The sequence below is a fragment of the Rhodococcus sp. NBC_00297 genome (assembly GCF_036173065.1).
Taxonomy (GTDB): Bacteria; Actinomycetota; Actinomycetes; order Mycobacteriales; family Mycobacteriaceae; genus Rhodococcoides.
The window spans coordinates 3037685-3064405 of record NZ_CP108041.1 but is presented as its reverse complement, the minus strand read 5'-3'; the positions used below and the strand labels follow the sequence as shown (position 1 = coordinate 3064405).

1 protein-coding gene is annotated in these 26721 nt (G+C 70.2%); it reads right to left on the bottom strand.

Annotation, left to right across the window (positions count from 1 at the left end):
- Positions 1–20: 20 nt before the first annotated feature.
- Entirely contained in the window at positions 21–26528 is a 26508-nt protein-coding gene (locus tag OG947_RS14570; RefSeq protein ID WP_328812143.1) for a non-ribosomal peptide synthase/polyketide synthase, read from the bottom strand.
- Positions 26529–26721: the final 193 nt, after the last annotated feature.

Below are 26721 nucleotides of genomic sequence, written 5' to 3'. Positions count from 1 at the left end.
CGCCCGCCGGTCCGGCGTCGTCAGCCCCCGATGGCCCGGCGGATCACCGGGACGATGACGTCCCACGCGGCGTCGGTGGTCATCGACCAGTGCGTCACGGGCACCGAGTACGCGTCGACCACGTCGGCGTAGGGGATCCAGCTGTCGGCGAACACGCGGCCGGTCGGATCGTCCGCCGCAGCCGCGAAGAACAGCAGCGTCCCGTCGAAGTAGGGCGACTCGTGCTGTTCCATGAGCACACCGTTGTGCGCAGCACCCCGCAGCATCAGCTCGACCGTGCGTTCGTCGAGGACATCCGCGACAGCCGGTGCGGACGCGATCATGCGAGCGGCCTCCTCGAAGCTGCCGAGGGGCACGTCCGGGACGCCCTCGGTGCTCACGCCCAGAGCGCCGAGGAGCTCGGCCAGAGACAGTGAGGTCTCCTCGCCGCTCGCCTCGGTCGGTGCAGGACCGCCACGGGAATCGAGGATCGCCACCAGGTCGACGGTCTCCCCTGCCTCGCGCAGCATGCTCGCCACCGTCTGGGCGACGGTGCCACCGAACGACCACCCGAGTAACCGGTACGGGCCCTCCGACTGCACGGTGCGGATCTCCGCCAGGTAGCGCTCGGCGACCGCTGTGATCGACTCCTCCAGGGTGTCGTCCCCGGACAGGGCCGGCGTCTGGATGCCGTAGATCGGGATCTCCGGGCTCAATCGCGACGCCAGACCGGTGAAGCTCCACGCCAACCCGACGATCGGATGGAAGCAGAACAGCGGCGCCTGGCTGCCCGTGGTGCGGATGGGCAGGAGCACGCCGAGCGCGTCCTTGTCGTCCCCGACCGATCCCGCCTCGACCTTCGCCGCGAGCGTCGCCGGCGTGGGTGAGGTGAAGATCCACTGCAACGGAACGTCGCGTTCGATGGCCTCGGACGCCCTGGCAGTACTCAGCAACTTGGTCGCACTCAGCGAGTTGCCGCCGAGCTCGAAGAAGTTGTCGTCCACGCCGACCCGGTCGACGCCCAGTACCGACGCGAAGGCCTCGGCGAACGCGGCCTCGATCGGGGTGGAGGGCGCCCGGTACTCCCGCTGGGCCGCCATCTCGGGGCTGGGCAGCGACTTGCGGTCCATCTTGCCGCTGGCTCCGAGTGGGATGGCGTCGATGACGACGATCCGGCTCGGCACCATGTACGACGGCAGTCTGGTTCCCGCGAACTCCTCGAGCGCGGCGAGATCGACCGTCGAGCCCTCCTGTGGGACGACGTAGCCGATCAGGGCTGGGCTGCCGCCGAAGCGCTTGACCGCGGCCGCGGCCACGGTCACGCCGTCGAACGAGGCGAGAACCTTCTCGACCTCGCCGAGCTCGATGCGGAAGCCGCGGACCTTCACCTGATCGTCGGTACGGCCGATGTACTCGATGTCGCCGGCTGTGGTCCACCGGACGGCGTCACCCGTGCGGTACATCCGGCCGGGCTCGAAGGGGTTGGCAACGAATCGGTCCGCGGTGAGTTCGGTCCGGCCGAAGTATCCCCATGCCAGCTGGTCGCCGGCCAGGTACAGCTCGCCCACGACACCGTCCGGGACCGGACGCAGGGCACCGTCGAGCACGTAGACGCTGGTGTTCGCGGCCGGACGCCCGATGGGGATCGACGACGAGGTACCGGTGTACGCGCCCGAGAAACGGGTGACGGTGACGGCGGCCTCGGTCGGGCCGTAGAGGTTGTCCACCTGCGCGTCGCTGATCCGGCCGAACGCGTCGACACTGTCTCTCGGCAGCGCCTCGCCGGCGCAGAGCACTGCACGCACCGACGCCACGTCGGCGGCCTCGGCCACCGTGAGGAAGGCGACGAACGGGGACGGCACGAACACCGCGACGGTGACGTTCCGCGTGCGGATCAGATCCGCGATGTAGAGCGAATCGCTCTGCCCGCCCGGCTTGGCCAGCACCACCGTGGCGCCCGCGGTCAGCGGCCACCACAGCTCCCACACGGACACGTCGAACGTGACCGGCGTCTTCTGGATCACCGCGTCCGCCGTGGACAGCGAGTACTCCCGCGTCATCCAGGCCAGCTGGTTCGCGACGGCGGAATGACCCACCGCGACGCCCTTCGGCTTGCCCGTCGATCCCGACGTGTAGATGACGTACATCAGGTCGTCGCCCGTGATGGGCCTGGTGCGCTCCTCCTCGCGGATCGGTCCGAGGGCGAACTCGTCCAGATCCAACGTGTCCACGTCGACGCGTGAGCATCCCGTCTCGTCCAGATCCAGGACCACCGGGGAGACCGTCAGGACGCCGCGCGGACGCGCGTTCGCCAACACGTACCTGGTGCGCTCCGGCGGATGCTCGAGGTCGATCGGCAGGTACGCCGCCCCGGACCGCACGATCGCGTGCAGGGCGATCATCATGTCGAACGATCGCGGAATCGCGACCGCCACGAGGTCTCCCGGTCCGACGGAGTGGGCGATCAGATAGCGGGCGAGCGCCTGTACCCGCTCGTCGAACTCGCGGTACGTGAGCGAGACGTCGCCCGCCACGATCGCGGTGTCGTCCGGTGACGCCGAGAACTGACGATCGAGCATCTCGGTGACCGTCGGCGGCACTCCCGCCATCTCGGTGCGGTTGCGCTCGACCACCACGACGGACCGCTCGTCGTCGCTCATGATCTCGATGTCGCGGACCCGAGTGTCGGGTGCGAAGGCAACCGACTCGAGCACGCGCAGCAGACGATCGGCGAAGCTCTGCACGGTCGCCTCGTCGAAGAGCGACGTCGCGTAGGTGAACGCCATCTCCAGACCGCGTCCGTACTCGGAGTTCTCGTGTCCCTCGGCGACGACCAGATGCAGGTCGTACTGCGAGATCTCGGAGCCCGGTTCGAGCGCCGCGACCTCCAGGCCGGAGAGCGTCGCCTGTACCGGTGCGAGGTTCTGGAACGAGAAGCCCACCTGGAAGAGCGGGTTGAAGGCGGTCGACCGTTCCGGGTCCACCGCCTCGACCACGTTCTCGAACGGCACGTCCGCGTTGGCGAAGGCGCCGAGATCGACCGCCGACGCACTGCGCACCAGATCGACGAACGACAGATCGGGATCGACGTCCAGTCGCAGCGCGAGCGTGTTCACGAACATGCCGACGAGGTGATCGAGCGCCTCGTCGCCGCGACCGGCGATCGGGGTGCCGACGACGACGTCGCGGGTGTTGCCGAGCTTGGAGAGCAACACCGAGAAGGCCGCGTGCACACCCATGAACAGCGTCGCCCGCGATCCTCGGCACACCTCCTGCAACGCGTCCATGACCCGCGCCGGGACGAAGAACCCGATCTCGTGTCCGCTCATGGACTGGACCTCGGGACGAGGTCGGTCGAAGGGCAGTTCGATGGGCCCGTCCAGCCCGGCCATCGACTCCTTCCAGTACGAGAGCTGTTCGGCGAGAACGGAATCCGGATCGTCCACGGCTCCGAGAACGTCGCGCTGCCACAACGTGTAGTCCGCGTACTGCACCTCGAGCGGACTCCACACGGGTGCGTTGCCCTCGGACCGGGATCCGTACGCGATCATCACGTCACGTGCGAGCGGAGCGACGGAGAAACCGTCCGCCGAGATGTGGTGCATGACGATCATCAGCACGTGGCTGTCCGCGCCGGTCTCGAGCAGGAGACCGCGCACCGGCACCCCCGCGGTGACGTCGAACCCGCGGGCGACGAACGACACCAGTCGCCCGCGCACGCGGTCCTCGGCCACGGAGTCCCGTTCGAAGTCGAGGGTGAGCTCGGCCGCCGGAACGATCTTCTGGAACGGTCCGAGTTCGTCCTGCGGGTAGTACGTGCGCAGGCTCTCGTGCCGGGCGACGACGTCCTGCACCGCACGCACGAGCGCGTCGACGTCGAGCGGCCCGGTGAGTCGCACGGCCAGCGGCACGTTGTAGGCCGGCGAGACGGTGTCGAACTGGTTCAGGAACCACATGCGCTGCTGCGCGAGCGACAGCGGGATGCGGTCCGGCCGTTCCCTGGCGACCAGCGGCGCGCGGGTGTCGGACGTCGCCGATTCCACCCTCGCGGCGAACCCGGCGACATCCGCGGTCTCGAACATCTCGCGAATGCCGACGGAGGTTCCGAGGCGCGCGTTGATCCGCGCGATGACCCGCGTGGCCGACAGCGAGTTGCCGCCGAGTTCGAAGAAGTTGTCGTCGACGCCGACACGCTGCACCCCGAGGACGGAGGCGAACGCGTCCGCGACCGCTTCCTCGACGGGAGTGGAGGGTGCGCGGTACTCACGGGTGACCGACGCGTCGACCGCGGGGAGCAGTCGGCGATCGAGCTTGCCGTTGACGCTGAGCGGCAGCTCGTCGATGACGACGATCCGCGCCGGAACCATGTACGCGGGGACGAGTCCTCGCATGGTCTCCCGGACGGCGTCGACGTCGACCGTGCTGCCGGCCTCGGGCACGGCGTAGCCGATGAGGACGTCGCCGCCGGCGATGCGCTTGACCGCGGCCGCGGCTGCGGACACACCGTCGGCCGACGTGAGCGCGGACTCGACCTCGCCGAGCTCGATGCGGAAACCACGCACCTTCACCTGGTCGTCGGTCCGCGCCACGAACTCCAGTTCGGGCCCGTCGGCGCCGGCGCTCCAGCGCACGGCGTCGCCGGTCCGGTACAGGCGGCCCTCGCCGAACGGGTGGGCGACGAAGCGCTCCGACGTCAGACCCGGCCGACGGTGGTAGCCGCGGGCGAGCTGCACGCCGGACAGGTAGAGCTCTCCCATGACGCCCTGCGGCACCGGTCGCAACCGGTCGTCGAGCACGTACACACGCACGTTCGCCTCGGGTGCGCCGATGGGCACGACACCCGACTCGGCCGCCGTGATGCGGTGGGCGGTCGCCGAGACCGCGGCCTCGGTCGGCCCGTACAGGTTGATCACGGGCGCGTCGGACAGGCGTGCGAACGCGGTGACCACGTCGCGCGGCAGCGCCTCGCCGATGCAGACGACGGCACGCAGCGCGGCGACGTCGTCGCGGGTCGCGACGGCCGTGAACGCACCGAGCAGTGACGGCACGAAGTCGGCCACCGTGACGCGCTCGTCGCGCATGAGGCGCGCGAGATACACCGGATCGCGGTTGCCCTCGGCGTTCGCCACGACGAGCCGGGCGCCCGTGGTGAGGGGCCACCAGAGTTCCCAGACCGAGAGATCGAAGGTCGAGGGCGTCTTCTGCACCATCGCGTCGTCGACCGTGAGGGCGAACTCCGACTGCATCCACCAGATCTGGTTCGCGACGGCACAGTGCGGCAGGGCCACGCCCTTCGGCCTGCCGGTCGACCCGGAGGTGTAGATGACGTACGCGATGTCACCTGGCAGGAGTGTGCGGCTGCGTTCGGCATCGGTGACCGGATCGGACGGGTACGTCGAGAGGTCGACCGAGGACAGATCGATCTGCACGAGGTCGCTCGACACGGCGAGACCGTCGGGTCCGGTGATCACGAGTGACGGCCCGGCGTCCGCGAGCACGTACTCGGTGCGGTCCGCCGGGTGATCCGGATCGATCGGCAGGTACGCGGCGCCGGTCTGCACGACGGCGTACAGCGCGACGATCGAGTCGAGCGACCGCGGAACCGCGACGGCGACGAGATCGCCGGTGCCCACTCCCGACGCCATCAGGTGGCGAGCGGAGCGAGCGACACGGGCGCCGAGTTCGGCGTACGTCAGGGACTCGCCCTCGAACGTGACGGCGACCGCGTCCGGGGTGGCCGCGACCTGCGACGTGAACATCGCGGAGAGCAGCGACGGCGCACCGTCGCGATCGGTGGCGTTGACCGAGTCGATCAGCGTGCGCTGTTCGGCGTCGGACAGGACGTCGACGGCGCGCACCGGCACCGTCGGATCGTCCGTCACCGTGTCGAGAACGCGCAGCAGCCGCTCCACGAGCTGATCTGCGGTACTGCGATCGAAGAGCGCCGTCGAGAACGTCAACGCGCAGTCGAGCGCACTGGTGACACCGTCGCCACCTTCCTCCGCACCCACGAGCAACTGCAGATCGAACTGCGCCGCGCCGGTCTCGACGCCGAGGTCGGAGATCTCGAGACCGGGCAGGGTCAGCGAGATCTGCTCGAGGTTCTGGAACGAGAAGCCGACCTGGAACAGCGGGTGGTACGCCGTCGACCGCTCGGGGTTGATCGCCTCGACGAGACGCTCGAACGGGACGTCGGCGTTGCCGAATGCCGCGAGATCGCGGCCGCGCGCCTGCTCGACGAGATCGGCGAACGTGCTGTCGGGGTCGACGTCGAGCCGCAGGCCCAGCGTGTTCGCGAACTGGCCGATCATCTGGTCGAGCTCCTGCTCGCCGCGGCCGGCGATGGGGGTGCCGACCACGATGTCGCGCGATCCCGACAGCTTCGACAAGGTCACGGCGAACGCAGCGTGCATCGCCATGAACAGCGTCGAACGCGACGCCGCGGCGACACGGTTCAGAGCGGACGCACGGTCGGCGGAGATGGTGAAGCGCACCGACTCGCCGTCCATGGCCTGGATCTCCGGGCGCGGGCGATCGAACGGCAGCTCGATCGGTCCCTCGATGCCCGCCAGTGCGGTACGCCAGAACTCGACCTGCCGGGCGAGCACGGACTCGGGATCCGACTCGTCTCCCTGCACCTCGAGCTGCCACAGGGTGTAGTCCGCGTACTGCACCGGAAGCGGCGCCCACACCGGAGCGTTGCCGGCGATGCGGGACGAGTACGCCACCATGACGTCGCGGGCGAGGGGCCCGAGCGAGAACCCGTCCGACGACACGTGGTGGATGACGAACGCCAGGATCTGCTCCGAAGGTCCGGTCCGGTAGATCGCCGCTCGCACGGGCACCTCGGTGGTGACGTCGAACCCGCGAGTCACGAAGCCGTAGAGGCGTGCGCGGACGTCCGCCTCGTCGACGTCGTCGACCGTGAGCGACAGCCCCGTGCGGTCGATCGGCAGCACCACCTGGTGCGGGCCGTTCTCGCCCTCGGGGTAGACCGTGCGCAACACCTCGTGCCGCCCGACGACGTCCACGACCGCCTGCTCGAGTGCCGCGACGTCGAGATCGCCGGTGAGCTTGATGGCGAGCGGGATGTTGTAGGCCGCAGACGACGCGTCGAACCGGTTGAGGAACCACATGCGCTGCTGAGCGAGCGACAGCGGGATCTCGTCCGGGCGCTCGCGGGGAGCGAGCGGTACGCGGGTGCCGTACTCCACCGCACGCTCGGCGCGCAGGGCGAGACCGGCCGCGGTGGGCGCCTCGAAGATCTCCCGGATCCCGACGCGGGCGTTCAGTGCGGCGTTGACGCGGGCGATCACCTGCGTCGCCGACAGCGAGTTGCCGCCGAGCTCGAAGAAGTTGTCGTCCACGCCGACGCGCGGCACGCCGAGCACCGAGGCGATGGCTCCCGCCACCACTTCCTCCACCGGCGTCGACGGCGCGCGGTAGGTCGAGGCGGTGTCCACGCCGACCTGCGGCAGACGACGTCGGTCGAGCTTGCCGTTGACGCTCAACGGCAGTTCGTCGATCACGACGACGCGCTGCGGAACCATGTAGGACGGCAGCTGTTCCGCTGCCGCGGCCCGTACGGCGTCGACGTCCACGGTCGTGTCCGGACGGGCGACGACGTAGCCGACGAGGGTGTCTCCACCGCGTCCCGAGGACACGGCGGCGGCGGCCGCGGCCACCGATTCGTGGGACACGAGCACGCTCTCGATCTCGCCGAGCTCGATGCGGAACCCGCGGATCTTGACCTGGGTGTCCGTGCGATCGAGGAACACCAGTGCGCCGTCGGCGTTCCATCGCACGGCGTCACCGGTGCGGTAGAGCCGAGACCCGTTCTCGCCGAACGGATCCGCCACGAAGCGGTCGCTCGTCAGATCCGGGCGACCGACGTAGCCGAGTGCGAGCTGGACGCCGCCGAGATAGAGCTCTCCCCCGACGCCGGCCGGGACCGGACGCAGCCGGTCGTCGAGAACGTAGACGCGCACGTTTGCCTCGGGGGTACCGATGGGCACGGCTCCGGTCGCGCCGCGCACCGTGCGGTGGGCGGTCACGGAGACGGCGGCCTCGGTCGGTCCGTAGAGGTTGTCGAGCGGCGCGTCGGACAGTGCCTCGAACGCCCGGACGACGTCACGCGGGAGCGCCTCGCCGATGCACAGGACGGCGCGCAGGGACACGAGGTCCTCCCGCGACGCGACGGCGCAGAACGCACCGAGCAACGACGGCACGAAGTCGGCGACGGTGACGCGTTCCTCGCGCATCAGACGAGCGAGGTACGACGGGTCGCGGTTCCCCTCGGGCGACGCCAGCACGAGACGCGCGCCGGCGGTCAGCGGCCACCACAGTTCCCACACGGACAGGTCGAACGTCGCGGGCGTCTTCTGCACCATCGCGTCGGTCGCCGTGAGCCGGTACTCGTTCTGGATCCACGTCATCTGATTGGCGACGGCGCGATGCGGAAGGGCCACGCCCTTGGGACGACCTGTCGATCCCGACGTGTAGATGACGTAGGCGCGGTCCTGCGGCAACAGGGGCCGACTGCGATCGATGTCGGTGATGGGCGAGCCGTCGAAGAGAGACACGTCGACGGTCGCCAGATCCACCGTCGGGATCGTGGTCTCGACGGACAGCGGGGTGCCCGCGATGACGACGACCGACGGGGACGCGCTGTCGAGGACGTATTCGGTGCGTTCGGCAGGGTGGTCGAGGTCGATCGGCAGATAGCCGGCACCCGCCGCGACGACGCCGTACATCGCGACCATCGCGTCGATCGAGCGCGGGATCGCGACGGCGACGAGGTCACCGGTCCGCACGCCCTCACCGATGAGGAACCGGGCGAGACGGGACACCCTCTCGGAGAACTCACCGTAGGTGATCGAGTCGTCCAGATACGTCAGGGCCGTGGTGTCGGGCGCCGCCGCGACGCGCGCGGCGAACATGTCCGTGAGGAGCTCGGGCACGCCGGCCACCGCGGTGTCGTTTCGCGTGAGAAGGATGTCGCGGCGCTCCTCGGGCGACAGGACGTCCACGGCGGCGATGCGGTCCTCGGGCCGTGCGGTGACGGCGTCGAGCACGCGCAGAAAGCGGTCGACGAAGACCTGTGCCGTGGACTCGTCGAAGAGCGACGTGGCGAAGGTGAGCATCGCGATCTGTCCTGCGGCGGCGTCCTCGCTGACGATGAGGTGCAGGTCGAACTGCGACACGTCGAAGTCGAAGCCCGCGTCGGAGACCGTGAGGTCGGGCAGTTCGAACCGGACGGGCGAGAGGTTCTGGAACGAGAAGCCCACCTGGAACAACGGGTGGTACGCCGTGGAGCGCACGGGGTTCAGTGCCTCGACCAGCTGCTCGAAGGGCACGTCGGCGTTGCCGAAGGCCGCGAGATCGGACTCGCGAACCGCGTCCACGAGGGCGCCGAACGTGAGGTCCGGGTCCACGTCGACGCGGAGTGCCAGCGTGTTCACGAACATGCCGACCATGTCGTCGAGCTCCGGCTCGCCGCGACCGGCGATCGGGGTGCCGACGGCGATGTCGCGACTGCCGCTGAGTGCGGACAGGGTGACGGACCAGGCGGCGTGCATCGCCATGAACAGCGTCGCGCGGCGCTCCTGCGCGATGCGGGTGAGCGCGGCGGTGGTGTCCGCGGAGATCTCGAAGCGGATCGACTTGCCCTGCAACGACTGCACCGCGGGGCGGGGGCGGTCGGTGGGCAGCGGCAGCGCGTCGCCGAGGCCGGCGAGACGGGTCCGCCAGTACGCGACCTGCCGCGAGACGACGGAGGTGTCGTCGTCCAGCGATCCCAGGACGGTCCGCTGCCACAGCGCGAAGTCGGCGTACTGCACCGGGAGCGGCGTCCAGCCGGGAGCCTCGCCGCGGACGCGGGCGGTGTAGGCCACCATGACGTCACGGGCCAACGGGCCCTGCGAGAAGCCGTCCGACGACACGTGGTGGATCACGATGCCGAGCACGTGCGCGGGGGCGTCTCCCGCCGCGTCCGTCACCTGCAGCAGGAGTCCGCGGACGGGCACCTCCGCGGTGACGTCGAAGCCGCCGGAGACGAAGGTGAACAGCCGTGCGGCGATGTTCTCCTCGGTGACGTCCTCGACCGCGAGGTCGAGCGGCACGTCGCGAGTGGGGAGAACCACCTGGGTCGGGCCGTCCGGAGTCTGCGGGTAGACCGTGCGCAGCGACTCGTGGCGGTCGAGGACGTCCCGGACGGCGAGCGTCAGTGCGTCGAGATCCAGGCGACCCTCGAGGCGGATGGCCAGCGGCACGTTGTAGGCGGGCGACGACGTGTCGAACTGGTTGAGGAACCACATGCGCGACTGCGCGAGCGAGAGTGGCACGTGAGCAGGACGTTCGACGGGCACCAGCGGTGCACGGGTGTCCGACGTCGACGCCGACTCGGCGCGCGCCGCGAACGTCGCGACGTCGGCCGACTCGAACATCTCACGGATGCCGATGCGGGTGTTCAGCCGGGCGTTGACCCGCGCCACCACCTGCGTCGCCGACAGCGAGTTGCCACCGAGCTCGAAGAAGTTGTCGTCCATGCCGACTCGCTCGACACCGAGCACCGCGGCGTACGCGGCCGCGACGATCTCCTCGACCGGGGTGGACGGCGCGCGGTACTCCCGCGCCACGTCCAGATCGATCGACGGCAATCGGCGACGGTCGAGCTTGCCGTTGACGCTCAGCGGCAACTCCTCGATCACCACGATGCGCGCGGGAACCATGTAGCCCGGAACCGCTTCGGCCGCAGCGGACCGCACCGCGTCGACGTCGAGGGTGACGTCCTTCTCGGGCACCACGTAGCCCACCAGCAGCTCGCCGCCGGCGGTATGGGCGACGGTGGCGGCCGATGCGGCGACACCGTCGGCGGTGGTCAGCGCGGCCTCGACCTCGCCGAGTTCGATACGGAAACCGCGCACCTTGACCTGGTCGTCGGTGCGGGCGACGAACTCGAGCACCCGCGCGTCTCCGCGGGTGACCCAGCGGACCGCGTCACCGGTGCGGTAGAGCCTGCCGGACCCGAACGGATCGGCGACGAAGCGCTCCGCCGTCAGGGTGGTGTTGCCGAAGTAGCCGAGCGCCAGCTGATCGCCCGCGAGGTAGAGCTCACCCGCGACACCGACGGGTACCGGCCGCAGTCGCGAATCGAGAACGTAGACCTGCACGTTCGCCTCGGGTCCACCGATGGACACCGGACCCGTCTCGTCGGACGCGATGTGGTGCACGGTGACCGAGACCGCAGCCTCCGTCGGTCCGTAGAGGTTCACCACCGGAGCGTCGGACAGTCGGCCGAACGCGGTGACCACATCGCGCGGCAGCGCCTCGCCGATGCACAGGACCGCTCGCAGTGACGCGACGTCCTCGGCCGTCGCCACCGAGGCGAACGCACCGAGGAGCGACGGCACGAAGTCGGCGACGGTGACGTTCTGCTCGCGCATCAGTCGCGCGAGTTCGGCGGGGTCCCGGTTCGCCTCGGGCGAACCGATCACCAACCGGGCGCCCGCGGTCAGCGGCCACCACAGCTCCCACACCGACAGGTCGAACGTGGACGGTGTCTTCTGCACCATCGCGTCGTCCGCCGTGAGTTCGAACTCGTTCTGGATCCACCAGAGCTGGTTCGCCACAGCGCGATGCGGCAGCGCGACGCCCTTGGGACGTCCGGTCGACCCCGAGGTGTAGATGACGTACACGGGGTCCTCGGCCGACAGCGGGCGGCTGCGCTCGTCGTCGGTGACGGGAGCGTCGGAGAAGTCCGAGAGCTCCGCCGTGAGCACGTCGATCGTCGGGACGTCCGAGGGCGCCGACAGAGCTCGACCGCCCAGCAGGATCAGCGACGGCCGGGCATCACCCAGCACGTACTCCGTCCGCTCGGCCGGGTGGTCGAGGTCGATCGGCAGGTAGGCCGCACCGGCCTGGACCACCGCGTACATCGCGACCATCGACTCGGTCGACCGCGGCATCGCCACGGCGACGAGATCACCGGTCCGCACGCCGTCGGCGAGCAACCTGCGCGCCAGCCGTGCGACGCGAGAGCCGAACTCGCCGTACGTGAGTGAGACGTCACCCTCGGTCAGGGCCGCGACGTCGGGACGCTCGGCGACCCGGTCGGCGAACATCCGTGCGACCGAGGTGGGCGCACCCGCGACACGAGTGTCGTTGGTGTCCACCAGGATCGACCGACGCTCGTCCGCGCTCAGGACGTCCGCGGTGTGCACCGGTGCGTCCGGACGGGCGATCAGCGCGTCGACCACGCGGGAGAAGCGCTCGGTGAACGACTCGGCCGTGGCACGGTCGAACAGCGCCTCGGCGAAGGTGAGCACCGACTGCAGCGAGCCGTCCTCGGCTCCCTCACTGACGATGAGGTGCAGATCGAACTGCGAGACCGCGGCCTCGAGCCCGACGTCCCCGACGGTGAGGTCGGGGAGCTCGAACGTCACCGGCGCGAGGTTCTGGAACGAGAAGCCCACCTGGAAGATCGGGTGGTACGCGGTCGACCGACGCGGGTCGACGGCCTCGACGAGCTGCTCGAACGGCACGTCGGCGTGACCGAACGCGGCCAGGTCGGCCGCGCGGGCGGCCGCGACCAGATCGGCGAACGACGCATCCGGATCGACGTCGAGACGCAGTGCCAGCGTGTTGACGAACATGCCGACCATGTCGTCGAGTTCGCGCTCGCCACGTCCGGCGATCGGGGTTCCGACGGCGATGTCGCGCGAGCCCGACAGGGCGCCGAGCAGCACGGACCACGCCGCGTGCACGGCCATGAACAGCGTGCCCTGACGCGACGCGGCGACGGCGCGCAGTCCGGCCGTCTGCTCGGGTGTCAGCGCGAACTGCACCGAGTGGCCGAGCATGGACTGGACCGCCGGGCGCGGCCTGTCGGTCGGCAGCTCGATCGGATCGTCCAGACCGGCGAGCTGCTGCTTCCAGTACGCGATCTGCTGGGCGGTCAACGACTCCGGGTCGCTCTCCGATCCCAGCACCTCGCGCTGCCACAGCGCGTAGTCGGCGTACTGCACGGGCAGGGGTGCCCACTCCGGGATCGCTCCGGCGACGCGCGCCGAGTAGGCGACCATGACGTCACGTGCCAGCGGGCCGAGCGAGAATCCGTCAGCGGAGATGTGGTGCACGACGATGGACAGCACGTACTCCGCCGCGTCGCCGGCCGGGTCGACGACCTCGAGCAGCAGACCGCGCACGGGCACGGCGGCCGTGACGTCGAACCCGGACGCGATGAACTCGAACAACGCGCCGGGCACACCGGCGGTCTCGACCGGACGTGGCGCCAGGTCGAGGGGAACGTCGTCCACACCCAGGATGACCTGGTAGGGACCTTCTTCCGACCCGGGGTACACCGTGCGCAGCGTCTCGTGCCGGGCGAGGACGTAGCGGACGGCCTCCTCCAGCGCGGCGACGTCGAGCGTGCCGGTGAGGCGCACCGCCAGCGGGATGTTGTACGCGGGCGAGCTGGTGTCGAACTGGTTGAGGAACCACATGCGGCGCTGTGCGAGCGACAGCGGCACCGGATCGGGCCGCTCGCCCGCGACGAGCGCGGGGCGACGACCGACTCCACCCGAGAGTGCGCGCGCCGCGAGTTCGCCCACGGTCGACGCGTCGAAGATGTCGCGCACGCCGATGTGGGTGTCCAGTGCCGCGTTGATACGCGCGACGGCCTGGGTGGCCACGAGCGAGTTGCCGCCGAGATCGAAGAAGCTGTCGTCGACACCGACACGCTCCACGCCGAGAAGATCGGCGAACACCTCGGCGACGGCCTGGTCCTCGGGCGTCTCCGGGGCGCGGTACTCGGCCTGCTGCCGCACCAGGGTGGGCTCCGGCAACGCGGCGCGGTCGAGCTTGCCGACCGGGTTCAGCGGCACGGAGGTGAGCGGCATGATCACCGCGGGCACCATGTGCGCGGGCAGGCTCTCCTTGACGGAGGCGTGCACGGCCGCGACGTCCAGGGTCGCGCCCGCCTCGAGCAGGGATGCCGCCGGCAGGACGTAGGACACGAGATCGGTGACGCCACCGACGGATCGGTGGCCGACCGTCACGGCGAAGTCCACGTCCGGGTGCGCCGCAAGCGCGGCGTCGATCTCGCCGAGCTCGATGCGCTGGCCCCGGATCTTGACCTGGAAGTCGCTGCGGCCGATGTACTCGACGGTGCCGGCCTCGGTCCAGCGGACCACGTCGCCGGTGCGGTACAGACGGCTCCCCGCGGGACCGTACGGATCGGCGACGAAGCGCTCGGAGGTGAGCGTCGGGCGGCCGAAATAGCCGCGCGCGACACCCGGTCCTCCGGCGTAGAGCTCACCGGGAACGCCGACGGGCACGGGCCGCAGTCGGCCGTCCAGCACGTACTCGCGAGTGCCCTTGCTGGGACCGCCCACCGTGATCGGATCGCCTGCAGAGAGGGGCACCGACGCGTTGATCATGATCGTCGTCTCGGCGGGTCCGTACCCGTTGACGACGGTGCGGCCGGACGTCGCCCACGCCGCCATCAGATCCGGCGGAAGAGCTTCGCCGACGGGCATGACGGCGCGCACGGACGGCACCGCGTCCGGCTCGACGGTCGCCAGCGCGGACGGCGTGATCACCATGTGGGTGACACCCTCGTCGGTGACGAAGCGCGCCAGATCGGGTCCGCCGTAGAACCCGGCGGGCGCCGGTGCCAGCGGCACGGCATTGCCGGCGGCCAGCAGGATCTCGAAGATCGACGCGTCGAAGCTCGTCGACGCCACGGCCAGGACGATCGACGCGTGGTCGATACCCAGCGAGTCCGTCTGTGCGGCCACCAGATTGGCGAGACCGGTGTGCGGGACGACGACACCCTTGGGGCGACCGGTCGATCCGGACGTGTAGATCATGTACGCCGCGTTGCTCATGCGTACGGTGCCGAGACGCTCACCGTCGGTGAGGCGCTCGGGCGAGCGGGAGTCGACGTCGGCCGCGAACTGTTCGTCGTCGAGGACGAGCCACCGCAGCCCGTCGACGTCGGCGGGGCGATCGGCGACCGTCGTGATGCCGAGCGCCGCCGTCGAGTCGTGCACCATGTAGTCGATGCGCTCGGCAGGGTGTGCCGGGTCGACGGGCACCACGTAACCGCCCGCCTTGGCGACCGCCCAGACGCAGAGCACGAACTCGGGCGACCGCGGAACCGCCACGGCCACCACGACGTCCGGTCCGACACCCGCGTCGACGAGGACGCGCGCGAGGCGCGTGGCACGAGCGTCGAGCTCCTCGTACGTCCACTGCACCGATCCCTGGCGGACGGCGAGTCTGCTGGGAGCGTGATCCGCGGCGTCCTCGAGGATCCGGACGAGCGTGCGCTCGTCGACGTCGGCGGATCCGCGGCGCGACAGCAGGTCGGTGCGCTCGTCGGCGAGCAGCGTCTCGATGCGGCCGACGGGTGCACCCGGTGACGTGGCGAGCGCCGCGAACACGGCCTGCAGGCGACTGCCCAGTGCGGACACGTACTCGTCGGAGAACAGGTCGCGCAGGTAGCGCAGCGTCATGCGGATCTGCGTGTCCGCGAACGTGACCACGTTGATCGGGTAGTGCGTCGCGTCGAGCACCTGAGCGCCGGTGACGGCCATGCCGTCGATGGACGCGGCGGCCTTCAGGCCCTCCTCGTCCACCGGGTAGGACTCGAGAACGGTGATCGAGTCGAACACCGCGCCCGGGCCGACAGCGGTGGTGATGTCCGCCAGCCCCAGGTAGTGGTGGTCGAGCAACGCCGTCTGCTCCTCCTGCAACCGGAGCAGGAAGGACTCGATGCTGTCGGACTCGTCGATGCGCACGCGGACGGGCAGCGTGTTGATGAACAGGCCGACCATGGTCTCGACGCCCTCGAGGTCGGCGGGGCGACCGGAGACCGTTCCACCGAACGCGACGTCGTCGCGGCCCAGCTGGCGCGCGAGCACGAGGCCCCACGCCGCCTGCACGATCGTGCTGAGCGTGACACCGAGACGCGACCCCAGATCGGTCAGCTCGGACGTGACCTTCTCGTCCATGACGACCTCGACCCGACCCGTGTCGGTCGAGACCCCGGACGTATCGGTGATTCCCGACAACAGCGTCGGCTCTTCCGCGCCGGCGAAGGCGGTGGTCCACGCCTTGACCGAGACGGCGCGGTCGCGGACCGACAGCCACTCGAGGAAGGAACGGTAGGACCGGACCTCGGGAAGCAGCGACACATCTCCGCGCAGCGCGTACAGCGTGAGGAGATCCTTGAGCACCAGCGGCATCGACCATCCGTCGATGACGATGTGGTGCGCCATGAACGACAGCGTGACCGCGTCGTCGGCGGTGCGGATCATCCGGAAGCGCACCAGCGGCGCGCTGTCCATCGCGAACCGGCGGTCCCGCTCGGTCTCGAGCTCGACGCGCAGGTCGCCCTCGATGTCGTCGTGGCCGCGCAGGTCGACGTCGACCCACGGAACCTCGGCGGAACTCGGAACCAGTTGCACCGCACGACCGTCCGCGGTGGTGCGGAACGAGGTCCGCAGCCCGTCGTAGCGCGCGAGCAGCGCACCGGCCGCGGCGACGAACCGGTCCCGGTCGACGTCGCCGGTCAGGTCCATCACGACCTGCATGACGTAGACGTCGGGAGCGCCGGCCGGCTGCATCGACGAGTGGAACAGCAGACCCGCCTGCAGCGGAGCAAGGGACCAGACGTCCTCGAGATGAGACCCGGCATCGGACATCTCGTTCTCGAAGACCTCGATGTCCTTCTGCGACACCGGCACCAGCGGTACGTCCGACGGCGTGAGGCCGCCGACATCGCCGCTCCCGACGTGCTGAGCGAGCGCCGTGAGTGCCTCGACCCAGTAGGTGCCGAGCGCGGACACGTCCTCCGACGACAGGATGCCGCGGGGGAAGGCGAACGTGGCACCGAGCTGCTCGTCCGCGAGGACTGCGTTGATGTCGAGCACGGCGATCGCCGGCATGTCGGCATCGAGAGGCACGTCCGCGAGGGTGGTTATGTCGGACGACGGGAGGAAGCCCAGACCCTCCGCACCCTCGGGCAGCTCGCCCGCGGACAGGCGGCCCAGGTAGTTGAAGCTGATCTGGCCGACGGATCGCGCGAGAACCGAGCGTCCCGTCTCGTCGAGGTAGCGCAGCATGCCGTAGCCCATACCGCGATCGGGCACCGCGAGCAGCTGTTCCTTGACGGCCTTGACAGCTCGGCCGGCCGCGGCGCCACCGGCGAACGCGTCGTCGAGGTCGACGTCGGTGAGGTCGAGCAGCACGGGGAAGATCGACGTGAACCAGCCGACGGTCCGCGACAGATCCGCGAGTCCGGCGTCACCGAGCACGTCCTCCTCGCGGCCGTGGCCCTCGAGGCGCAGCAGCAGCGACGACGTCTCGGTGCCGCGCTCACGGCGCCACTTCGCCACGGCCAGAGCCAGTGCGGACAACAGTCCGTCGTTCACACCGCCCCGGAACACCTGCGGCAGAGCGGTGACGACGGCGGTCGTGACGTCCGCCGGGACGGTGACGCGCACCTTGTCGAGCGTGGCCTGCACGTCGACGGCAGGGTCGAGATCGCGGTCGCCGAGCAACACGTCCTCGGACCGCACGACGGAACTCCAGAATGGCAGTTCCGAGCGACGCGACGGCGCCTGGTCCACGAGCGCGTGCGCCCAGGTACGCATCGACGTGCCCACCGGTTGCAGAGTCGGCTCGGTCCCGGAGGACACGCCGAACCACGCGGTGACCAGGTCCGGCACGATGATGCGCCACGAGACACCGTCGACGGCGAGGTGGTGGCCGGCGACGACGAGGTGGCCGCCGGTCGACGGCCCCCGGTCCAGCCAGACGAACTGCACGAGACGACCGTCGGCCGTCGAGAGGCGATCCAGTGCCGAGTCGAGTGCCGTGCGGGCCACCTTCTCGAGGTCGTCGCCCGTGACGTCGGCGTCGACGTCGACTCGGGTGAGCAGCGACGCGGCGTCCACCGAACCCGGTGCCGCGGTGACGATCTCGAAGCCGTCGTCGAGCGACCCGGTGAGGCGCGCGCGGAACATGTCGTGACGGTCCAGCACGGCCTGCAGTGTCGCGGTGATACCGGCCTCGTCGATACCTGTCGGCAGGTCCAGTACGACGCTCTGCGAGAAGCGCTCGTAGGCACCGCCGCGGCGGGTCATGAAGTGCTCCACCGGGGTCAGCGGACGGGATCCGACGCCGCCACCCTCGAGCTCGGGCAGCATGCGGACGGCGTTCTCCCCCGACGACACGACGGCCGCCAGGGCAGCCACCGTGCGGCGCTCGAAGACGTCACGCGGGCTGAGCGACAGCCCGGCCGCGCGGGCGCGGGAGACAAGCTGAATGGAGACGATGCTGTCTCCGCCGAGTGCGAAGAAGTCGTCGTCCGCGCCGACCCGATCGACGCCGAGCACGTCGGCGAAGACCGCTGCCAGCGCGCGTTCGGTCTCGGTGGCGGGTTCGCGGTACGTGTCTGTGTCGGTACCGAACTCGGGCATCGGCAGAGCCCGTCGGTCGACCTTGCCCGTGGCACCCAGCGGCACCTCGTCCATGACGACCACGGCGAACGGGACCATGTGCGCGGGAAGTGATTCCGCTGCCCACTCGGTGACGTCCGACTCGCGCAGCAACGATCCCGCGGTCAGCGTGACGTACGTGACCAGCACCTTCGCCCCCGCTGCCGTGGTGAACGGCGTGGTCAGCGCGAACTGCACCTCGGGGTGCGAGGACACGACGGCGTCGATCTCGCCGGGCTCGATGCGGAACCCGCGGATCTTGATCTGCGAGTCGCCACGACCCACGTACTCGAGTTCGAGGTCACCCGTCTCGGGGCGGCGCCACCAGCGCACGACGTCGCCCGTGCGGTACATGCGAGCACCGGGTTCGCCGTACGGATCGGCGACGAAGCGCTCGGACGAGAGTGCCCGGCGCTCGTGGTAGTGCTGCGCCACACCGGGTCCCGCGGTGTAGAGCTCACCCGGCACACCGACGGGAACGGGACCCAGTCGACTGTCGAGCACCATGGCGCGGCCGCCGCGGATCGGGCCGCCGAACGGCATGGGGCCACCCGGCACCATGGGCTTGCCGATGTGCGAGACGATCGTGGTCTCGGTCGGTCCGTACACGTTGAGCATGCGGCGACCCGGCGCGAACCTGGTGACCAGGTCCTGCGAGTACGCCTCGCCGCCGACCGAGATGGTCTGCAACGCTTCGAGACCCGAGTGGTCCACCGAGGCCAGCGCGGCCGGGGTGATGAATGCGTGCGTCACCGCGTGACGGCGCAGGAACTGCGCCAGCTCCTCACCGCCGTACACGGTGGTGGGAACGATGACCATCGCGGCGGCAGCGGGAACCGCGAGGAGCAGCTCGAGCAGTGAGGCATCGAAGCTCGGCGACGCGAAGTGCATGACGCGCGAGTCGCTCTCGACGCGGTACTGCTCGCGCTGGGAGACCCCGAGCTGGTTGAGACCACGATGGGACACCGAGACGCCCTTGGGCAGACCGGTGGAGCCGGAGGTGTAGATGATGTACGCGCGGTCGGCCGGCGTGACGGCCGTCCGGCGGTCGGCGTCGGTGATCGGATCCGCCGACGCGGCCGAGACCTGTGCCCGGATCTCGTCGGAATCGACGACGAGCCAGTCGATCTCGTCGGGCAGGGACGCCCGGTGCACGCCGAGCGTCAGGCCGACACGGACGCCCGAGTCGATCACCATGTGCTCGATGCGATCGGCCGGGTAGTTGGGGTCGATCGGGACGAAGGCCGCACCCGTACGGGTCACCGCCCACATCAACGCGACCGACTCCGCGGAGCGCGGGACGGACAGCGCCACGGCGGATCCGGCTCCGATGCCCCGGTCGATGAGCACGCGGGCGAGTCGAGCCGAGAACTCGCCGAGTTCGCGGTAGGACGCCGACGTCCCGTCGAACAGGACCGCGGAGTCGAAGACCAGTGCCGGGCCGTCGGGGTTGCTCTCGACGGCATCGACGAGGAGGTCGCCGAGCGTCCGCTCCGCCACAGCGTCGTCCCCGGTGACGGGTGCCAACGACGCCGCCTCCTCGGAGTCGAGCAGTGGGATGTCGCCGACGGCGCGGTCGGGCGTCTCGATCGCCGCGGCCAGCACGCGCTCGAAGCGCTCGCAGAACAGCGTGACGGTCTCCGCATCGAACAGGTCGGTCGAGAACGTCACCTCCATCGTCATGCCCGCGGCCTGTACGTCGCCCGACCGGCCTCCGGCCTGCCCGCCGTCCTCCACCGTCTCGGTGATCTCGATGGACAGGTCGAACTTCGCGGAGTGAATGCCGGCGTCGTACCGGGCGACCTCGAGGCCACCGAGCTCGAACGTCGTGCGCTCTAGGTTCTGGAACGCCAGCGCCACCTGGAAGAGCGGGTTGTGCGATGTCGAGCGCTCCGGAGCGAGGACCTCGACGAGCCGCTCGAAGGGGATGTCCGCGTTGCCGAAGGCGCCGAGGTCCACGGTCTTCGTCTCGGCGAGCAGCTCGGTGAACGTGGCGTGCGGGGAGACCTGCGTGCGCAGCACGAGGGTGTTGACGAACATGCCGACGAGGTCGTCGAGCGCTTCTTCGCCGCGACCGGCGATGGGGGCACCGACGGCGATGTCGGTGGTGTTCGACAGTCGGGCGAGTACGACGGCGAGCGCACTGTGCACGACCATGAAGAGGCTCGCGTCGTGGGCGCGTGCGAAGTCTGCCGCGCGAGTGTGGATCTCGGCATCGATCGTGTGGTGGACCGCGGACCCGGCCCCGGTGGACACCGCGGGACGCGGGCGGTCCGACGGGAGCGTGAGCACCTCCGGCAGGTCGTCGAGCTGCGTCACCCAGTACGACTCCTGCTGCGACGCCAGCGATTCCGGGTCGGACTCGGAGCCCAGCATCTCGCGCTGCCACAGGGAGAAGTCGGCGTACTGCACGGTCAGCGGACGCAGCGGGCCGTTCTCGGACCACGCCGGCGTGCCGGCCTGACGTGCCGCGTAGGCGGTCATGACGTCGCGGGCGAGCGGGCCCATCGAGAATCCGTCGGCACTGACGTGGTGCACGACGAACGCCAGCACGGCCTCGGTGTCCGACGTCCGCAGCAGTGCGCCGCGCAGCGGCACCTCCGCGGTGACGTCGAAACCGGAGGTCACCATGTCGAGGACGCGCGCCTGCACGTCGTCCGCGGCGACCTCGGTCACGGCGAATTGTCCGGCGACCCGGTCGGCGGGCAGGATCACCTGGTACGGCGTGCCGTCCACCTGCGGGTAGAGAGTACGCAGAGACTCGTGGCGCTCGAGCACGTCGCCGACGGCCGCGCGCAGCACGCCCACGTCGAGCGCACCGCGCAGCGTGATGACGAGCGGGATGTTGTAGGCCGCCGACTCGGTGTCGAACTGGTTGACGAACCACATGCGGGACTGCGCGAGCGACAGCGGAATTCGCTCCGGGCGCTCCCTCGGCGCCAGCACGGGCCGGGTACGGCCGGTGTGTGCCGCGGCGTCGATCCGGGCGGCGAGCGCGGCCACCGTGGGCTTCTCGAACAGATCGCGGACGCCGATGGAGCTGGACAGCGCCTCGTTGACCCGCGCGACGGCGCGCATGCCGACCAGCGAGTTGCCGCCGAGCTCGAAGAACGAGTCATCGATGCCGACGCGCGGGGCGTCGAGCAGTGCGGAGAAGACGTCCGCGACGACCTTCTCGGACACCGTCTCCGGAGCCCGGTACTCCCGCGGTCCGGACACGTCCACGGGCTCGGGCAGAGCGCGGCGGTCGAGCTTGCCGCTGGGGCTGAGCGGGATCTCGTCGAGCACCGTCAGGTGTGACGGCACCATGTACGCGGGGACGCGCTCGGCGACCAGGTCGAGGACACTCGCCAGTTCCGGTGCGCGCCCGGCCTCCGGCACGATGTACGCCACCAGAGCTTCGCCGGTGCGCTCGTCGGAGTGCACGATGGCCACGGCGCGGGCCACGTCCGGGTGCGCGGTGAGAGCGGACTCGATCTCGCCGAGCTCGATGCGCAGACCACGGAGCTTGACCTGGAAGTCGGTGCGGCCGAGGAACTCCAGCTCACCGGACGCGGTGACCGAGACGAGGTCGCCGGTCCGGTACATCCGCTCACCGGTCGTGCGGGGATCGGCGACGAAGCGATCGGCGGTGAGGTCGGGCCGACCGAAGTACCCACGAGCCAGCTGCGCGCCCGTGAGATAGAGCTCTCCCGGGACACCGACCGGAACGTCGTGCAGACGCGAGTCCAGCACGCGCGCACCGGTGTTACGGATCGGGCGACCGATGGGCACGGTACGGACGTCGGCGTCGGTGGTCCGGTGCAGCGTGGACGTGACCGTCGCCTCGGTGGGGCCGTACGTGTTGTCGAGCTCGGCGGCCGACGAGGCCGCGAACCGACGCACCAGATCGGCGGACAACGCCTCGCCGCCCACGGACAGGTAGCGCAACGATCCCGGCAGGGCCAGACCGGCATCGGACATGAAGAGCTCGAGCATGGACGGCACGAACTCGAGGATCGCGATGCCGTGCGAGCGCGCCTGGTCGAGCAGGTACTGCACGTCGAGGTGGCCGTCCGGACGCGCGACGACGAGGGTGGCGCCGAGCTGCAGCGGCAGGAAGAGCTCCCACACCGACGCGTCGAAGGTGACGGGCGTCTTCTGCAGCATCGTGTCGCCGACCGTGAGGTCGTACGTCTCGTGCATCCAGAGCATCTGGTTCAGGACGGAGCGGTGCGAGACCGCCACGCCCTTGGGGCGGCCGGTCGAGCCCGACGTGTAGATGATGTAGGCGATGTTGGACGGCACGAGCGTGCCCGTCCGCTCCGCGTCCGTCAGCGGCTCCGCGCACACGTCGGCGAGATCGACCGTGTCGACGTCGATCACGTTGTGGTGCTCGGGCAGGTCCCGGTGATCGCGCGTGGTGGTCAGGACGACGACGGGTGCGGCGCTGGACAGGACGTACTCGGTGCGCTCGTGCGGGTGGTCCGGATCCACCGGCACGTAGGCGCCACCGGCCTCGAGCACCGCGTAGATGCCGATCATCATCTCGAGCGAGCGACGCATGCCGACGGCCACGCGGGCGTCGGGACCGACCCCCAGTGCGACGAGGTGCCGTGCCAACCGGTTCACCCGCGTGGAGAACTCGGCATACGTGAGAGAGGTCCCCTCGTACACGAGCGCGGTCCGAGTCGGATCCTGTGCGGCGCCGCGGCGGAACGCGTCGACGAGGGTCTCGGCGGGCAGCGGAGCGTCGATGCCGCGCAGCGCGGCGAGCTGCGTCTGCTCGCCGGAGGTGGTCAGCGGGAGATCGCCGACGGCGGTGGAGGAATCGGCCACGACGGCGGCGAGGATGCCGACGTAGCGTTCCGCGATGGTGCGTGCGGTGGGTTCGTCGAACAGATCCGTGGCGTACAGCAGCGATCCGTCGATGGGACCGGGCGACCCGTCGGGGTTCACCTGCTCCATGAGCGTCAGCGTCAGGTCGAGCTTCGCGACCGGCACGTCCGAGTCGAGGAGACCGATGGTGACGTCGGGCAGCTCGATCTCGGTGCGTTCGAAGTTCTGCAGCATGAGCAGTACCTGGAACAGCGGCGCGTAGGCGAGCGAGCGCTGGGGTCGCAGGATCTCGACCAGCCGGTCCAGCGGCAGGTCCGAGTTGCCCAGCGCATCGAGGTCCGCGGTGCGGGTGCGGAGCAGGAAGTCCTCGAACGACTCCCCCGGCTCCAGATGCGATCGCAGGACCAGCGTGTTGCCGAACATGCCGACGAGCGGATCGAGCGCCTGCTCGCCGCGGCCCGCGATCTGCGTGCCGACGGACACGTCGTCGGTGGCGGCCATGCGCGAGAGCAGCACGGCCAGGGCGGCGTGCACCACCATGAACAGCGTCGAGTTGGTGCGTCGCGCGAGGTCGTTCAGACCCTCGACGACGTCCGTCTCGAGTCGGAACGGCACCGTCGCACCACGGGACGACGGCTGCGCCGGCCGCGGCCGGTCGGTGGGGAGTTCGATGACCTCGGGAGTGCCGGCGAGGGCGCGCGTCCAGAAGTCGATCTGCTTGGCGCTCAACGACTCGGGGTCGCTCTCGTCGCCGAGGAGCTCACGGTGCCACATCGCGTAGTCCGCGTACTGCACCTCGAGCTCCGGCAGCTCGGGAGCCGCACCGGCGCTGCGCGCCACGTAGGCCGTGGTGAGGTCGCGCACCAGCGGGGCGAGCGATCCACCGTCACTGGCGATGTGGTGCATGACCACGGCGAGGACGTAGTCCTGGTCCGCGATCTGGAAGAGCTTGGCACGGAAGGGCACCGAGGACGACACGTCGAAGCCGTCGAGCACCACCGGGGTCAGTCGCTCGTACACCGAGCTCTCGTCGATCCGCTCCGGATCGAGCACCACCGACACCGACGACGCGGGCTCGATGCGCTGCACCGGACCACTGTCGGTCTGCGGGTAGACGGTGCGCAGCGTCTCGTGCCGCGTGATGAGATCCTCGAACGCGTGGCCGAGCGCCTCGAGATCCAGAGCACCCGTCATCCGCAGCACGACAGGCTGGTTGTACGCGGGCGACGTCACGTCGTACTGGTTGGTGAGCCACATCCGCTGCTGGGCGTAGGACAGCGGCAGGTCACCCGAGCGATCACGACGCACGAGCGGCGGCCGCTCGGGGGCACCGAGCGAGAGATCCACGCGCGCAGCGAGATCCGCGACGGAGGTCGCCTCGAACACGTCCCGCACCGCGATGCGGGACTGCGCCGCCTGGTTGATCCGGGCGACCACCTGGGTCGCGAGCAGCGAGTTGCCACCGAGTTCGAAGAAGGTGTCGTCCAGACCCACGCGCTCGGCCGACAAAAGGTCCGCCAGCACCTCGGACACCGTGATCTCGGTCCGGGTCTCCGGGGCCCGGTACTCCTTCGTCGACGTGCCGATGGTCGGCTGCGGCAGCGCCGCGCGATCGAGCTTGCCGACGGGTGTGAGGGGCACGGCGTCGATGACGATGATCTCGGACGGCACCATGTACGCGGTGAGGCTCCGGCCGACGAAGGCCGTGACGTCGTCGACGTCGATCTCGTGGCCCGGCTCGGGCTGCACGTAGGCCACGAGCACCGTCGAGCCGTCGGGCAGCTGATGACCGGCCGCCGCGGCGAAGCGGACGTCCGGGTGCGCCGTCAGGGCGGCGTCGATCTCGCCGAGTTCGATGCGGAACCCGCGGACCTTCACCTGGAAGTCGGAGCGGCCCAGGTAGTCGACCGCGCCGCCGCTGCGCACGCGGGCGAGGTCACCGGTGCGGTACACGCGCGAGCCGGGTTCACCGAAGGGGTCCGCGACGAAACGCTCCGCGGTGAGCGACGGCCGACCGTGATACCCGCGGGCCAGACCGGGGCCGGCCGCGTACAGCTCACCGGCGACACCGGCCGGGACGTCGCGCAGGCGGCCGTCGAGCACGGGCGTGCGGAAGTCGCGGATCGCGCCGCCGATGGAGACGGGCGCGTCCGGGAACAGCTCCGCGCAGTTGGTCATGATGGTGGCCTCGGTCGGACCGAAGCCGTTGAACATGCGGCGGGTGTCGGTCACGAAGCGGGACACCAGTTCCGGCGGGCACGCCTCACCGGCGGTGACCACGACCCGCAGGTCGGGCAACTCCGACGGCGTGACCGAGGCCAGCACGGACGGGGTGATGACGGCATGGGTCACCCGCTGCTCGCGCAGCAGAGCCGTCAGATCGTCGCCACCGAAGACGTCGGGCGGCGAGACGACCATCGTCGCTCCGGACCCCACGGCCATGAGCAGTTCGAAGACCGAGGCGTCGAAACTCGGGGACGCGACGGCGAGGGTGCGGGCGGACGCGTCGATACCGAAGCGCTCACGCTGCTCGGCGACCAGGCTCGAGAGGCCGGCGTGCGTCACCTCGACGCCCTTGGGTCGACCCGTCGATCCGGACGTGTAGATCATGTAGGCCGTGTTCGCGGGGCCGAGCACCCGCACGCGATCGGCGTAGGTGACCGGCTCGGCGGACCGTGCGTCGACGGCGGCGTCCAGGTCGGCGTCGCCCAGGACGAGCCAGCTGGGGCCCACTCCCTCCGGCAGGGTCTCGCGGTGCTCCGTGGTGGTGATCCCGAGGGTGGCCCCCGAATCGGTGAGCATGTACTCGATGCGGTCCGCGGGGTACTTCGGATCGACCGGCACGTATGCCGCACCGGTCTTGGCGACCGCCCAGATCGACAGGATCGACTCGGCGGACCGCGTGACGGCCAGCGCCACCACGTCCTCGGCGCCGATGCCGCGCGCGATCAGCTCGCGCGCCAGCTTCGACGACGCCGCGTCGAGCTCGCGGTAGGTCCACTCGGTGGTCGCGCCGGACTCGTCGCGGAACACCAGAGCCACACCGTCGGCGTTCGCCTCCACGGCGGCCGCGAGGATCTGCGGCAGGGTGGCCGCGCGAGGACGCTGCCGGCGACGCGGGCGTTCCCTGGTCGGACGCTCGCGGCGGGGTGCCCCCGCGCGTCCCGGACGTTCCGCCCGCGACCGGTCCTCGTTCGAGGTCTCGTCGGGAGTGCCATCCGTCATCGTCGTGCTCCTCGTGAATCGATACCGAGCCCCGCCCGTGGTTGCCCACCGACGATCCCGCTGCGTACTCGCGACACTCCCCGCGGATGCGCGCACGCGTGCTTCATGGGGCGTCGCCCCATCTGATCCACCCTATCGAGCAGGGCGGCGCGCACGCCGCTCACCCGGGTGGTGTGAACGGCGCCTGTCACCG

Bases quoted from the DNA above. Each gene is read 5' to 3' on its own strand.
- OG947_RS14570 (WP_328812143.1), bottom strand. From the start codon at position 26,528: ATGACGGATGGCACTCCCGACGAGACCTCGAACGAGGACCGGTCGCGG.